Genomic DNA, 13,601 nt, shown 5'->3' with positions numbered 1-13,601 from the left:
CTGCGCCCTGAGCGAACAGGGCTGGCCCGCGTCGCGCCGGGATGCGGGAATGGGTACCGGCACCGTCCGGCCGACCGGGGGAGGAAGCGATGCGGGGTGGCGCGGCGTACGACGAGATCGCCGACTGGTACGAGGCGGAGTTCCTGCCCCAGCGGGCCCTCGCCGAGGACGAGTTGGAGATCGCCCGGACCCTGCGGCTGCTGCTCGGCCCCGGCGACGGCCCCTGCCTGGAGATCGGCTGCGGCACCGGCGTCTACGCCGAGCAGGTCCGCGCCCTCGGCCGCAAGCCGATCGGGGTGGACCTCTCCGCCGGGATGCTCCGGTACGCCCGGGACCGCCTGCCGACCGTCCGGGCCGACGCCGGCCGGCTGCCGGTCCCCGACGGCACACTGCCGGCGGTCGTCGCGGTGATGGTGCACACCGACATGCCCGGATACGCCGCGGTGCTCCGGGAGGCGGCCCGGGTGCTCGCGCCCGGCGGGGTGTTCGTGCACGTCGGCGTGCACCCGTGCTTCTGCGGTGGCTTCGCCGACCGCACCGACCGGAACGCGGTGCTGATCCGCCCCGGCTACCGGGACAGCAACTGGACGAAGGAGTCCTGGACCGACCGGGGAATCCGGGACAAGGTCGGCGCGACCCACTGGCCGCTGCCCGAGCTGTTGCAGATGTTCCTGGACGCCGGGTTGACCTTCGAGCGGTTCGCCGAGGGCGGCAGCCCGACCCCGATCGTCCTCGCCGCACGCGCCCGCCGCCCCGCCTGAGCCCGCTGTCCGGTGCGTCGCCGGTCCGGTGCGCCGCCGTCAGGTGCACGGCTGCGTCGCCGGTCAGGTGCGTCGCCGTCAGGTGCACGGCTCGGGCCGTTCCGGTCGGCGGCGGTTCGGGGCCCCTCAGGTGCGCGCGGCTCAGGTTGCACCGGTCGACGGCGGTTCGGGGCGGACGGTGCCGGCGAGGCGGCGCAGCGCGGCCTCGTGCAGCGCCGGGGTCCGGGCGAAGAGCGACGGTCCGGCGGCCGGTCGGGTCCGTCCGTCGAATCCGCTGTACCGGCCACCCGCCTCGGTCACGATCAGCGAGGTGGCGGCGAAGTCCCAGACCTGCCCCCGGGTCTGCACCGCGAGGTCCAGCTCGCCCCGGGCCACCAGCAGCGCGGCGTGGGTGCGCCACGGCACCGTCGTGGTGACCGCCGACAGCGCGGCGATCATCTCCCGTTCGGCCGGATAGACCTGGCCGTCCGGCGGCACCACCCCGAGCCGGCTGCCCGCCGGAAGGGCAGCCAGAAGGCCGACGGGAGGATCGGCCGTCCCAGCGGCAGTGCTGGCCACCGTCCCGGCGGCGCTGGCGGCCGCTGCCGGCACGTCGGTGCGGATCGAGTGCTCACCGGTCACCGCCGTACCGGAGATCTCCGCCTGGTAGGCGCCACCGCCGCGCCGGGCCCACCAGATCGTCCGCTGTGCCGGCACCGCTGCCACCCCGACGACGATCTCACCCGCCTCCTCCAGGGCGACCAGCACCAGCCAGCGGTCGTCCCCGGCGACGAACTGGGCCGTACCGTCGATCGGGTCGACGATCCAGCGCCGGCCGCCGCCGCTGCCGGTCTGCCCGACCTCCTCACCGAGGATCGCGTCGCCGGGCCGGGCCTCGGCGAGTACCTCCCGGATGGTCACCTCGACGGCCCGGTCCGCCTCGGTCACCACGCTGCCGTCCGGCTTCCGCTCCCGGTCGAGTCGGCCGAGGTCGGCGAAGTACCGGAGTCCGACGGCGGCACCGGCCAGCGCGGCCCGCCTGGCAAGAAGAAGATCGTCGTCCACCGGCCCATCCTCCCCGCCCCGACCACCGGGGGCGGCGGCCGGGGCGGCTACCGGTCCGGGGGGTGCCCGGTGCCGGCTCAGTTGTTGACCGGCGTCATCCGCAGGGCCAGGGCCGGGCACATCCGGACCGCCTTGCGGACACCGCCCTCCAGCCAGGTCGGCACCGGGGTGGACGGGAAGGACGGGAAGCCGTTGGAGTCCAGCCGGACGAACTCCGGCGCCACGCTGGCGCAGAGCCCGTGCCCGTCACAGCGGGACCAGTCCACCACCAGCTTGGAGGTCGGGGCGTCGGCCGCGTTCGGCAGCCCGAGGACGCCCTTCACCTTCCTGCCACAGGTGCCCCGGGCGGCGTGCGCCTCCAGGTCCTCGGTGAAGATCTCCAGGGCCGAGGTGGCGAACCGGGCCGTGCCGTCCGGGTGGCTGCACGCGCCACGGCCCTTCACCGCACCGGCCGCCGCCCGGACCACCTCGGCGGCGGCGCTGCCACCGACGATCAGGTCCAGCGACCGGGCCAGGTCGGGCAGGCCGAGCCGGCACGGCCCGCACTGCCCGGCCGACTCGCCGGCCAGGTAGGTGACGACCTGGGCGGCCTCGCCGAGCGGGCACACCTCGGCACTGAGCGGCATGATGATGCCGGCGCCGAGCGCGCCGCCGACCTTGGCGAACCCGGCCCGGGACACCTCGGCGGTGGCCGCGCCCTCCGCGCTGATCCACTTGCCGTGGTAGCCGCCGGTGAGCACGCCCGGACCCTCCGGGGTCTCGCAGAGTTCGAGTACGTCCTTCAACGGGATGCCGGTCGGGCACTCGACGACCGCCGGCCGGCCCGCCGCCCCGGTGACGGTGAGCAGCACGGTGCCGGGTTCGTCGGCGGTGCCGACGGTGCCGTACTCGTACGGGCCGAGTCGGGCGGCGAGGGCGAGCTGGGCGTACGTCTCGGCGTTGGAGAGCAGCGTCGGCAGGCCACCAACCCCGGTGTCGCTGGCCCGCACCTTGCGCCCCGGCGGGATGTGCGCCTCGCCGTTGATGCCGCGTACCAGTGCGCCGCCCTCGCCGGAGATGAACCGGTGCGGCACGGTGACGATCCCGGTGCGTACCGGCATCCGGCGCTCGGCCAGCGCGGCGGTCAGGGACGCCTGGCCGATCCCGTCGTCGGCGACCCCGATGACGATCTCGTCGGCGTCCAGCGCGTAGGCGGCGATCGCGGCCCCGTCGAGGATCAGGTGCGGCGCGCGGGTGAGCAGCGCCTTGTCCTTCCAGGCACCGGGCTCGCCCTCGGTCGCGTTCACCACCACGACGGTCGGCAGGTCCTGCCGGTCCGCCGACTCCAGCACGGCCCGGAACTTGCGGCCGAACGGGAAGCCGGCGCCGCCCTTGCCCTTGAGTTCGATCCCCTCGACCAGCCGGAGCAGGCCCTTGGGGGAGAGCGGGTTGACGGCACCGTGCACCATCTCGTGCGCGGTCAGGTCGAGCCGGCCGAACTCGTCGAACCCGGCGGTGAGCCGGGGCTCGCCGAAGCAGGCGACCGGGGGTACGGCGGTCAGGCTCACCGCGCATCACCTTTCAGACTGGTCCAGTACGCACCGTCGTCGGCCGGGTCGTCCGAGTCGTCCCGCCGCCGGGAGGAGCGGCCGGACGGCTCGTCGGACCTGCGGGACCGGCGGGTGGCGAGGTCGATCAGGGCAGGCTTGCCGTCGTCGTCGTCATCGTCGTCGTCCGCTCCGGGGACCAGGTTGGGCTCGTACCGGGCGGCCCGACCCCACTCCGTGATGCTCTCCTCGGCCTCGTCGGCGCCGCCCCGGGCCCGGCTGTGCCGGCCGGAACGGTCGGCCGGTTCCTCCTCGGCGGCCCGCCGCCGGCCGGCCCGGCCGGTGCCGCCGGTCGAGGTCGGCTCGTCGGCGGGCTCCCGCCACGACCGCCGGCCCGACCCGTCCGTGCCGTCCCTGTCCCGCCGCGACCGTCGGCCCGATCCCGGCTCGTCGCGGTCGGCGCTGCCGGCCGTGTCGTCCCAGGCGCGCGGCGGGCCGTACGTCGAGTCGTCCGCGCCACCGCGCCGACGATCCCACCGGTCCTCGCCGCCCTCGGCGCCCCAGCGCCGGGGGCTGTCCCAGGGCAGCTCGGCGTCCCTCGGCATGTCGTCGGGGTCCGCGCCGCCGGACATGCTGCCGGGCGGCGGCACCTCGGGTACGGCGAACCGGTCGGAGCGGCTGCGGGGCGCGTACGTGCTGTCCAACTCGCCGGCCCGGGCCCAGGCGTCGATCGCCGCCTCCGAACCGCCGCGCAGGTCGGTGAGGCTCTCCTTGCGACGCCGGCCACCGCCCTGGGTGTCGTCCAGCCGGCCGCCGTAGCTGTCCCGGCTGCCGTAGCTGTCCCGGCCGCCGTAGCTGTCCCGGTCGTCCCGGCTGGCTCGGGACCTGGTGTCGCCGCGCCGCCCGCCGAGGGTGTCGGAGTCGTCCCACCGGTTGCCCCGGCCGCCGCGTCGGCTGCCGCCGCCGAGGGTGTCGTCCTCCCACCGCCTGCGGCGACTCCGGCCGGCGTCCCGGGCCGGAGAGTTGGCCCGGCTGGCCCGGATCTCGTCCGCGGTCCGGCGCTTGGCCGGCGCCATCGAGTTGTTCCGGCCGGCCGCACCCGGCTTGCCCGCCCGCCCCGGCTTGCCGGGACGGGCGGCCGGGGAGAGCGAGCCGCTGACCCCCTGCTCCGCGCGCTTGCGGTTCAGGGTGACCGAGAGTCGGATGCCCAGCAGAGCCAGCACGATTGCCATGCAGAGCAGATAGCTGAGGGTGACCCAGGTGGCGGCGGCCCGACCCGCCTGGAGGCCGTGCACCAGCGCGATCGGCCAGGCGGCGTACGAGATGCTGTGCAGGGTCCGCCACAGCCAGGGCTTGCCGACTCCGGCGAACCGGGCCCGGACCAGACCGGTCCAGAGCACCATCACCATCATCGCCCCGGCGATGGTGCCGAGCCCGACGTAGACGTTGGCGCCGCCGACGAAGGGCAGCAGCGCCTTTCCGGCACTGACGTGCCCGGCCGAGATCTTCGTCAGCACGTGCAGCACCAGGCAGAAGACCGCGATGATGCCGATCGACCGGTGGGCGGACTGGAGGAGTACCCGGTGCCGGATCAGCAGGACGATCCGGTCGGTCGCCACCAGACCGATCATCACGGTCAGGCTCAGCGACACCAGGGTGGCCGGCCCGGCGAAGAACGTCATGTAGACGAACATGTAGGCGTTGACCAGCCCGCCGATCGGGCTCAGCATCGCCGCCGCCCAGACCGCGGCCAGCGCCGACACGACGATCACCGCGACCGCCCCGCCGGGCTTCGGTGTGCTGCCCCGGCTGGTGAAGCTCATGGGGACGCTGGCACGCTGAATCTGTCTCGTCCGGGCCATCTGCTCCTCGATCTTCCGCCTCGGCGCGCCCACCACCACGCCCCGCCTGCCACCCGCCTCGCGACGGGCACGGCCGCCTATTGTGCCCCGTCCCGAGAGCGCCACTTTGGGCGGAGTCGTACCGCCGCGCGTCGCTCGACGGCGGTCCGACCCCCATCAGGTACGGGAAAACGGGCCGGGGGGATGAGTCCCCTGCCGATTATGTTTCACGATCGGTGGAGTTGGCTGCCCCCGGGGGGCGGGCAATCCGGGTCAACCGGTGAAGAGTTTCGCCGCCGTGATGACAGTCTGTACAACCCCGTACCCGAGGAGTACGGCGACCGGCGGCCGCCAGATCCACAATCGACCGTACCGCAGTCGATCGTGGTGATGTGCTCACCCTGTGTGGCGCCCGGGGTCGCGGCGGTTGCCTCCACCGGCCGGGCGGGCTTGTGGCGGCGCTTCGTCGCCGGCGGGATCAACGGATGGCGTGGGCCCGCCGCCCCGCTGCGCGGGGCCGGCCGCACCAGTGCTGTCCGCCGCATGTGCCGTTCGGCGGTCGTGTGCGCGCACCCGGGCACGGTTGCCGCAGATGGCGCTGTCGCACCATCGGCGGTCGGGACGGGTCGCGACGAAGAGCTTGCGGCAATTCCGCCCCTGGCAGGCGGCCAGAGGCGGGCCGGTAAGGACGAGGTCGAGCGCGGCGTGGATCAGATGCTGCGCGATCACCGTGGCGGCGGTGACGTCGTCCGGGACGGCGAGTACGGGGTGCCCTCCCGGCCAGCGCAGTTCGAGGGTCCGCGTCGAACGGGCGGCGTCGAGGAGGCGTTCGGTCGGTTCCGGTCGGGGTTGCTGCCCGCCGGCAATGCTGTGTAGCAGGAGTTGCACGTCGTCGCGGTCGCGCCGCAGCGCGGCCAGGCCGTCGACGTCGACGGCCCGGCCTGCCGTGCCGAGGCTGGGCCAGGCGTCGATCCAGGCTCGCCACAGGGTGAGTGTCTCGATCCGGTCGCGACGGGGTGACGAGCGGGTGTTCGCGAACGCGATCGCGATCGGTTCAGGCCGCATGCGGCTGCCGCAGAGACCGCAGTACGTTGCGCCCGGTGGTCCCGTCGGACCAGGTGTAGTCCTCGGTCAGCAGTAGCTGTCCGCTCTCCGTCAACCGAACGCGCATCGTGGCCGTCCCGGTCTGCCGCTCGCCCCCGGCACCGACCTGGGCGTAGGCGGTGCTCAGCCGGTCGTGCTCGCGGCGGCCGAGCAGGGTGCCTCGGACGATCTGGCCGCCTGCGTAGCTGGCCTCGACCATGCCGTCGTGCTCGCGGAACTCGAAGACGGTGGCCCGGGAGATCGCGCTCGCGGCGCTGGTTTCGACCACCTCGAACACCTGCAGGTCGAGCGCGAGCGGGTCGGTGTCGACCGGCGTTCGCAGTTCGTCCATCAGGGCGCGGGTCTGCCCGGCCACCTCCGCCGGATAGCCGAGGTAGTCGAAGATCCCGCCACGGTGCGGGTTGTCCCCGCAGATGACGAAGACGCCGCTACCCAGGCGTTGTTTGACAGCCGTTGCCAGCCATCCGACGTAGCCGCTGTTGTCGATCCCGGGTGCGAACGTACTCGACGTGAGCCCGAACCGCTCGTCGACGTCGTCGGTGGCGGGTAGCAGGGCACACCAGCCGTCGGCGTCGCGGACCATCGCGAGGGCGTCGACCGGAACGTCGCCGCCGGCAACGCGCTGGAAGCACCAGGTGCCGGGCAGGTGTACGAGTTGCGCGGTCCGCAGCACAGCTCTGAGCCGTCGTTCCGTCTCGACGTGTCGTTCCAGGGAGATCGATACCATCCGGTCAGCATAGCTAATGGATTTTCCCATTAGATAGAGGCGGTCCGTCAGGCTGCCGGCGCCAGCCGCCCCGGCAAACGCCGACGACCAGCCGCGCCGACCTTCCGGTACCGATGATCAGGGAGCATCCGGCTCGTCGGGACGAGCCGAACGCTCCGCCGTCATGAAGAAGCCGTCGCGGCGGCGGTGAGGGCGGCGGTGATGCGGGGGAGGGCGGTGCCGATCGGCTCCCGGATCACCTCGGTCGCCAGGGCGTCGTAGGGGGTCGGGTCCCGGTTCACGATCACCAGGCGGGCGCCGGCCTCCACAGCGAGCCGGCAGAGCGCGGCGGCCGGCTCGACAAGCAGCGAACTACCGACCGCCAGCATCAGCTGACTCGCCGCCGCGATCCGCTTGGCCTGGTCGAGCACGTCCGAATCGAGGTACTGGCCGAAGAGCACGACGGCGAGCTTGAGAATGCCGCCGCAGGCCGGACAGGCCGGGTCCGCCTCGCCGGCCGCGACCCGGTCCAGCGTCTCCCGGGCATCCGAGCGCGCCCGGCATCCGGTGCAGACGACGGTACGCATGCTGCCGTGCAACTCCAGCACCTTGCGGGCGGCGATCCCGGTGAGCTGGTGCAGGCCGTCGACGTTCTGGGTCAGGATCCGCACCGCCAGCCCGGCCCGGTCCAGTTCGGCGAGCGCGTGGTGCGCGGCGTTCGGCTCGGCCCGCCAGGCGGCGTGGTCGAGATAGCTGCGCCAGAACCGGGCCCGCACCTGCGGGTCGGCCATGAACCGGTCGTGGGTGAACGCGTCGGCGAGCTTCGGGTCGCGGGTCCAGACACCGTCCGGACCGCGATAGTCGGGTACGCCGGAGTCGGTGGAGATGCCGGCTCCGGTCAACACCGCCACCCGCCGTACGTCCCGGCACCATTCGGGAATTTCCACCTCGGCCATGACCGGCGATGCTAGGCGGCCGGGCCGGTCGGCGGCGACGTGATTATCGGGCCGGTCGACGTGCCTCCGCGACGAACGCGCGCCACGCCGACGGTGCGAAGACCAGGGTCGCGCCGTCCCGGTCCTTGCTGTCCCGGACGGCCACCACCCCGGCAAGATCGTCGGCGACCTCCACGCAGTTGCCGTCGGCGGTACTACGGCTGCTCTTGCGCCACCGCAGAGCGGGAAGATCGCTCATGACTCGTACTCCTCGGCAATGGCAGTGATCAGGCGGTGCGATTGTCCCGCGTCCAGAGCAGCCTCGTCCAGACCCGCCCAGATCCGCTCGTAGGTGACGAGTTCCGACGGCTTGTCGAGATAGATGGCGCCGGTGGCGCCCTCGCTGTAGACAGTGGAGGGTTCTGGATGGGTCCTGCCTTCGTCGAAGTCGAAGATGAGGAACGCCCCGGCGCCGGCCGGGTGCAACCCGGCGCTGAACGGCAGGACCCGGACGCTTACGTTCGGCAGCTCCGTGGAGACGTTGACCAGGTGGTGGAGCTGTTGGGCCATCGCTTTGGCTTCGGCCAGTGGGCGGCGCAGTGCCGCCTCGTTCAAGATCACTCGTAGGTCCGGTGGTGGGGGAAGGCGGCGGCGCAGCAGATGCTGTCGTTCGAGCTTGATCGCGACCCGCTGCTCCCTTTCCTCCGCCGACCTGTGCACCCCGAATACCCGGACGACCTCGCGGGTGTACTCCTCGGTCTGCAACAGGCCGGGGATCAGTTCGGCTTCGTAGCTGCGGATGCGTTCGGCGGCGCTCTCCAGGCCGACGTACAGCTCGAAGAAGGGCGCGATGGCGCCGCCGTACGCGTGCCACCAGCCCTTGGCCTTCGGAATGGGTGCACCTGCGGGCGCGGGCACAGCGGCACGACGGCACCGAAGGGCCGGAGTACTTCTATCTGTGCCGGGTACGGGCACTTCGGGAGAGCCTGCCGGAACGGCCCGGGCCGGGTCGGGAATGAGGAACCGTCGTCTGCCGGGAACAGGGCGTGCGGGCGGATGGACGGGTCGAAGGTCCCGCCCGGGACGGACCTCGGACCGGTCACCCCGGAGCGGTGCCGGTCATACCGTGAGGGAGGCGGCCGGAACACCGGCGCGGACCCGCTACGGGACCCGTGGCCGGCCCGCCCACCGACGACGTACGCCTGCGGAAGGGTTGAGCGTGGCAACGGACACGAAGGACCAGATCGGGACGGCGGACGACGCCGCGATCCTGCACACCCTCGCGACTCCGGACGAGTCCGAACTCGCCCGGCTCGACGCGTGGTGGCGGGCGAACAACTACCTGACGGTCGGGCAGATCTACCTGCGGGGCAACCCGCTGCTGCGCGAGCCGCTCAGGCCGGAGCACGTCAAGCCACGGCTGCTCGGGCACTGGGGGACCAGCCCCGGCCTGTCGCTGATCTACGCACACGTCTCCCGGCTGATCCGGCTCACCGGGCAGCAGGCGATCTATCTGGCCGGGCCGGGGCACGGCGGGCCGGCGCTGGTCGCGGCGGGCTACCTGGAGGGCACCTACAGCGAGATCTATCCGGAGGTCGGGCAGGACGAGGCCGGGATGCTCCGGCTCTTCCGGCAGTTCTCCAGCCCCGGCGGCATCCCGAGCCACGTCTCGGTGACCACCCCGGGCTCGATCCACGAGGGCGGGGAACTCGGGTACGTGCTGGTGCACGCCTTCGGCGCGGTGATGGACAACCCCGACCTGCTCGCCGTCGCCGTGGTCGGGGACGGGGAGGCGGAGACCGGCCCGCTGGAGGGCTCCTGGAAGGGCGTCTCCTTCCTCAACCCGACCCGGGACGGCGCGGTGCTGCCGATCCTGCACCTCAACGGCGCCAAGATCGCCGGCCCGACGGTGCTGGCCCGGAAGGACCCGGCCGAGGTCCGGGCACTCTTCGAGGGGCACGGCTACGACGTGCTCGAGGTCGACTGTGCCGACCTGCCCGGCTCGCACCACCGGTTCGCGGCGACCCTCGCGCAGGCGTGGGGCCGGATCCGGGCCATCCAGCAGGCCGCCCGGGACGGCGACTGGGACGGCAGCCGGCCGCGCTGGCCCCTGGTCGTCCTGCGCTCGCCGAAGGGCTGGACCGGCCCCGAGGAGGTCGACGGGGTGAAGGTCACCGGCAGCTGGCGGTCCCACCAGGTGCCGCTCTCCGGGGTACGCGACAACCCGGAACACCTGGCGATCCTGGAGAGCTGGCTGCGGTCGTACCGGCCGGCGGAACTCTTCGACGGTGCCGGCGCCCCCGTCGAGACCGTGCGGGACCTGCCACCCCGGGGCGACCTGCGGATGAGCGCCTCACCGCACGCCAACGGCGGGCTGCTCACCCGCGAACTGGACCTGCCGGACTACCGCGACTACGCGGTCGACGTGCCGACCCCGGCGAAGCTGCGGGTCGAGTCGACCCGCCGGCTCGGCGAACTCCTCCGGGACGTCTACCGGCGCAATCCCGACACCTTCCGGCTGTTCTGCCCGGACGAGACCAACAGCAACCGGCTCGGCGCCGTCTTCGAGGTCTCCGACCGGGCCTTCATGGAACAGGTCACCGACGCCGACGTGGCGATCGGCCGCGACGGCCGGGTGATGGAGGTGCTCTCCGAGCACAACTGCCACGGCTGGCTGGAGGGTTACACGCTGACCGGCCGGCACGGGATGTTCGCCACCTACGAGGCGTTCGCGATGGTCAGCGCCTCGCAGACCGTGCAGCACGGCAAGTGGTTGCAGGAGGCCCGGCACCTGCCCTGGCGGGCCAAGGTGCCGAGCCTGAACATCCTGCTCACCTCGACCGCCTGGCGCAACGACCACAACGGCTTCTCGCACCAGGGTCCCGGGCTGATCCAGGTGGTGCTGACCCAGCGCGGCGACATCGCCCGGATCTACCTGCCGCCGGACGCCAACTGCCTGCTCTCGGTCGCCGACCACTGCCTGCGGTCCCGGTCGTACATCAACCTGATCGTGATCGACAAGCAGCCGCAGTTGCAGTGGCTGTCGATGCCTGACGCGATGGCGCACTGCGCCCAGGGCGCCGGCATCTGGGAGTGGGCCGGCACCGACGACGGCGGCACCGACCCGGACATCGTGCTCGCCTGTGCCGGCGACGTGGTCACCATGGAGACCGTCGCCGCCGCCCAGATCCTCCGGGAACGGCTGCCCGGGATGAAGGTCCGGGTGGTCAACGTCGTCGACCTGATGACCCTGGTCCGGCCGAAGGACCACCCGCACGGGATGAGCCCGACCCTCTTCACCGAACTGTTCACCGACACCGTCGACGTGGTCTTCGCCTTCCACGGCTATCCGGGCGCCATCCACCAGCTCGTGCACGGGCGGCCGGACGCCGACCGGTTCCGGGTACGCGGCTTCGTCGAACAGGGCACCACCACCACCCCGTTCGACATGACGGTACGGAACCGGACCTCCCGCTACCACCTGGTGCTGGACGCGATGAACAACGCCCGGCGACTGCCCCGGGGTGCGGCCGAACTGGGCCGCTGGTGCGAGCAGCAACTCGCCCGGCACGAGGCGTACGTGGTCGAGCACCTGGAGGACATGCCGGAGGTGCGGGACTGGTCCCTCGGCGACTGGGCACCACGCGGCTGACCCTCCCCGAACGGGCCCGCCGATCTGCAACGGTCCCGCCGATCTGCAACGGGCCCGCCGACCTGGACAGGATCGGCGGGCCCGCTCAGCGTGCGGGACGCAGCGCGGCGGCGGTCTCCTCGGCGATGCCGCGTTCCTCGTCGGTCGGCACGACGCAGACGGCGACCCGGCCACCCTCGGCCGAGATGACCCGGGCGGGTGGGCCGGCGGCGTTGCGGGCCGGGTCGACGACGATGCCCAGCGGCTCCAGCCCGGCCAGGGCCCGGCCCCGGACCGCCGGACTGTGCTCACCGACCCCGGCGGTGAAGACGACCGCGTCCAGCCGGCCGAGCACCGCGTGGTAGGCCCCGACGTACTTGCGGATCCGGTGGCAGTACGCCGCCAGGGCCTGCTCGGCGGCCTCGTCGCCGGCTCCGGCGCGGGCCAGGACGCGCCGCATGTCGTTGTCGCCGCAGAGCCCGAAGAGTCCACCCCGGTGCTGGTACAGCTCCTCGATCCGGTCGGTGGAGAGGCCGGCGCGGGCCAGGTGGAAGGCGACGGCCGGGTCGATGTCACCGGTCCGGGTCCCCATCACCAGCCCCTCCAGCGGGGTCATCCCCATCGAGGTGTCGACGCCGCGCCCACCGGCCACCGCCGTCGCGCTGGCCCCGTTGCCGAGGTGCAGCACGATCAGGTGCAGTTCGGCCAGCGGACGGTCGAGCAGGGTCGCGGTGGCGGCGGCGACGTACCGGACCGAGATGCCGTGGAAGCCGTACCGGCGGATGCCGTACCGGGTGGCCGTTGCGGTGTCCAGCGCGTAGCGGCTCGCCTCGGCCGGCATGTCGGCGTGGAACGCGGTGTCGAAGACGGCCACCTGGGGCACTCCGGTCAACGCCCGCCGGGCGGCCCGGATCACCGCGACGCCCGGCGGGTTGTGCAGCGGCGCCAGCACGGAGAGTTCCTCGATCTGCGCCAGTACCGCGTCGTCGAGCACGGTCGGCCGGCGGAACCGGTCGCCGCCGTGCACGATCCGGTGGCCGACCGCGACCGGCGCCGGGTGGCGCCGGGCCAGCTCGTCGAGGACCCGGACGACCGCGCCGCCGTGGTCGGCCTCCGGTTCGCCGGGTTCGCCGATCCGTGCCACCGTGCCGCCGGCCAGCCGGCCGCCGTTGCGGAGCAGCGCGTACTTCAACGACGACGAGCCGGCGTTGAGCGCCAGGATCGGGCCGACCGTCACGCGATCATGCCGATCGTCACCTGCACGTCGTCGTAGGCGTACTCCAGCCGGTCGGTCACGTCGACCACACCCGGCACCGCGTACGCCAGCCGGACCGCGATCTGCGCGGTGCTGCGCCGGTCCAGCCGGCCGTCCAGGGTGACCACGCCGTCCTGGACGGCGACCCGGATCACGCCCTCCTCGATGGCGAGCACCCGGCGCAACACGTCGTCGACGACATCGGCCCGGATGTCGGCGTCCGGTCGCAGATAGACCCTGAGCAGGTCACCACGGCAGACGATGCCGACCAACCGGCCGAGTTCGTCCACCACCGGCAGTCGCTTCACCCGCTCCGCCTTCATCAGTTTCGCCGCCGTGGTGAGCGTGGTGGTGCCCACCACGGTGATCGGCGGCGCGGTCATCAGCTGCTCGGCGACCGAGGCTGCGGCGTGCGTCCGGGCGGCCCGCTGCCGCCGGCCGACGAAGAGCCGTGGCTCCGGTTGCCCGGTAAGCTCCACCTTGGCCAGCAGGTCCGACTCGGAGACGACGCCCTGGACCTGCCCGGACCCGTCCACCACCGGCACACCGCTGACGCCCCGCTCGGCGAGCAGGCCGACGATCGCCCGGTACGGCGTCTCCACCCCGACGGTCACGACGTCCGTGGTCATCACGTCCTGCACCAGCCACTGTCTCATGACTTCTCCTTCCGCCCGGTCCGGACGCCGCCGTGACGCCCATCCGTCTCCGACGCTAGGACCGTCCTCCCCGACCGGGACAGGGCCGACCGGCCCTGCGGCGGCGGGCGCTCCGGCCCTGTCCGCGCGGGCCGCGTCCGGG

At 73.0% G+C, this 13,601-nt stretch carries 12 protein-coding genes; 2 read left to right on the top strand and 10 right to left on the bottom strand.

Going from position 1 to position 13,601, the window contains the following annotated elements:
- Positions 1–89: 89 nt before the first annotated feature.
- On the top strand, positions 90–761 hold the full coding sequence (locus ACN28A_RS31850; protein ID WP_421401610.1) for a class I SAM-dependent DNA methyltransferase: 672 nt from the start codon (positions 90–92) through the stop codon (positions 759–761).
- A 141-nt stretch (positions 762–902) separates the two neighbouring features.
- On the opposite strand, the gene ACN28A_RS31845 is transcribed toward ACN28A_RS31850, so the two are convergent.
- From ACN28A_RS31845 to ACN28A_RS31810, 8 genes are all read right to left on the bottom strand, one after another.
- Complete coding sequence (locus ACN28A_RS31845; protein WP_421401608.1) at positions 903–1,805, bottom strand: inositol monophosphatase family protein; 903 nt, start codon at positions 1,803–1,805, stop codon at positions 903–905.
- A 77-nt stretch (positions 1,806–1,882) separates the two neighbouring features.
- The gene (locus ACN28A_RS31840) at positions 1,883–3,352 is read right to left on the bottom strand and encodes an NADH-quinone oxidoreductase subunit NuoF family protein (RefSeq protein ID WP_278061819.1); all 1,470 of its coding nucleotides are present in this window, start codon (positions 3,350–3,352) and stop codon (positions 1,883–1,885) included.
- Positions 3,349–5,154, bottom strand: a complete 1,806-nt coding sequence (locus tag ACN28A_RS31835; RefSeq protein ID WP_421401606.1) for a hypothetical protein — start codon at positions 5,152–5,154, stop codon at positions 3,349–3,351. Before ACN28A_RS31835 ends, ACN28A_RS31840 begins: the two co-directional genes overlap by 4 nt.
- Positions 5,155–5,568: 414 nt before the next feature.
- Positions 5,569–6,237 (bottom strand): CGNR zinc finger domain-containing protein, encoded by a 669-nt coding sequence (locus ACN28A_RS31830; RefSeq protein WP_421401604.1) that lies wholly within the window; start codon positions 6,235–6,237, stop codon positions 5,569–5,571.
- The gene (locus ACN28A_RS31825) at positions 6,227–7,003 is read right to left on the bottom strand and encodes a DUF6196 family protein (protein WP_421401602.1); all 777 of its coding nucleotides are present in this window, start codon (positions 7,001–7,003) and stop codon (positions 6,227–6,229) included. The genes ACN28A_RS31830 and ACN28A_RS31825 overlap by 11 nt, the downstream gene beginning before the upstream one ends.
- Positions 7,004–7,164: 161 nt before the next feature.
- On the bottom strand, positions 7,165–7,938 hold the full coding sequence (locus ACN28A_RS31820; protein WP_421401599.1) for an SIR2 family NAD-dependent protein deacylase: 774 nt from the start codon (positions 7,936–7,938) through the stop codon (positions 7,165–7,167).
- A gap of 43 nt (positions 7,939–7,981) precedes the next feature.
- Complete coding sequence (locus ACN28A_RS31815; protein WP_421401597.1) at positions 7,982–8,176, bottom strand: DUF397 domain-containing protein; 195 nt, start codon at positions 8,174–8,176, stop codon at positions 7,982–7,984.
- Entirely contained in the window at positions 8,173–8,835 is a 663-nt protein-coding gene (locus tag ACN28A_RS31810; RefSeq protein WP_421401595.1) for a DUF5753 domain-containing protein, read from the bottom strand. The genes ACN28A_RS31815 and ACN28A_RS31810 overlap by 4 nt, the downstream gene beginning before the upstream one ends.
- Before the next feature lie 301 nt (positions 8,836–9,136).
- On the opposite strand from ACN28A_RS31810, the gene ACN28A_RS31805 reads away from it, so the two are divergent.
- The gene (locus ACN28A_RS31805; RefSeq protein WP_421401592.1) at positions 9,137–11,569 is read left to right on the top strand and encodes a phosphoketolase family protein; all 2,433 of its coding nucleotides are present in this window, start codon (positions 9,137–9,139) and stop codon (positions 11,567–11,569) included.
- An 85-nt stretch (positions 11,570–11,654) separates the two neighbouring features.
- Here ACN28A_RS31805 and ACN28A_RS31800 read toward each other — a convergent pair whose 3' ends face one another.
- Together ACN28A_RS31800 and ACN28A_RS31795 are read right to left on the bottom strand one after the other, a co-directional pair.
- Positions 11,655–12,785 carry an acetate/propionate family kinase gene (locus tag ACN28A_RS31800; RefSeq protein WP_421401590.1) on the bottom strand — a complete coding sequence of 377 codons (1,131 nt, stop codon included), beginning with the start codon at positions 12,783–12,785 and terminating at the stop codon, positions 11,655–11,657.
- Positions 12,782–13,459, bottom strand: coding sequence for a CBS domain-containing protein (locus ACN28A_RS31795; RefSeq protein ID WP_421401588.1), 678 nt, complete (start codon positions 13,457–13,459; stop codon positions 12,782–12,784). Before ACN28A_RS31795 ends, ACN28A_RS31800 begins: the two co-directional genes overlap by 4 nt.
- Between the last annotated feature and the right edge of the window lie 142 nt (positions 13,460–13,601).

Origin of the sequence: Plantactinospora sp. WMMB782 (genome assembly GCF_049179135.1) — a bacterium.
Classification (GTDB): domain Bacteria; phylum Actinomycetota; class Actinomycetes; order Mycobacteriales; family Micromonosporaceae; genus Plantactinospora.
The sequence above is the reverse complement of the archived record's forward strand: the minus strand, read 5'-3'. Positions and strand labels throughout refer to the sequence as shown.

Coding starts and splice junctions, on each gene's coding strand:
- ACN28A_RS31815 (WP_421401597.1), bottom strand. CDS start 8,176: ATGAGCGATCTTCCCGCTCTGCGGTGGCGCAAGAGCAGCCGTAGTACC.
- ACN28A_RS31835 (WP_421401606.1), bottom strand. CDS start 5,154: ATGAGCTTCACCAGCCGGGGCAGCACACCGAAGCCCGGCGGGGCGGTC.
- ACN28A_RS31795 (WP_421401588.1), bottom strand. CDS start 13,459: ATGAGACAGTGGCTGGTGCAGGACGTGATGACCACGGACGTCGTGACC.
- ACN28A_RS31820 (WP_421401599.1), bottom strand. CDS start 7,938: ATGGCCGAGGTGGAAATTCCCGAATGGTGCCGGGACGTACGGCGGGTG.
- ACN28A_RS31825 (WP_421401602.1), bottom strand. CDS start 7,003: ATGGTATCGATCTCCCTGGAACGACACGTCGAGACGGAACGACGGCTC.
- ACN28A_RS31830 (WP_421401604.1), bottom strand. CDS start 6,237: ATGCGGCCTGAACCGATCGCGATCGCGTTCGCGAACACCCGCTCGTCA.
- ACN28A_RS31850 (WP_421401610.1), top strand. CDS start 90: ATGCGGGGTGGCGCGGCGTACGACGAGATCGCCGACTGGTACGAGGCG.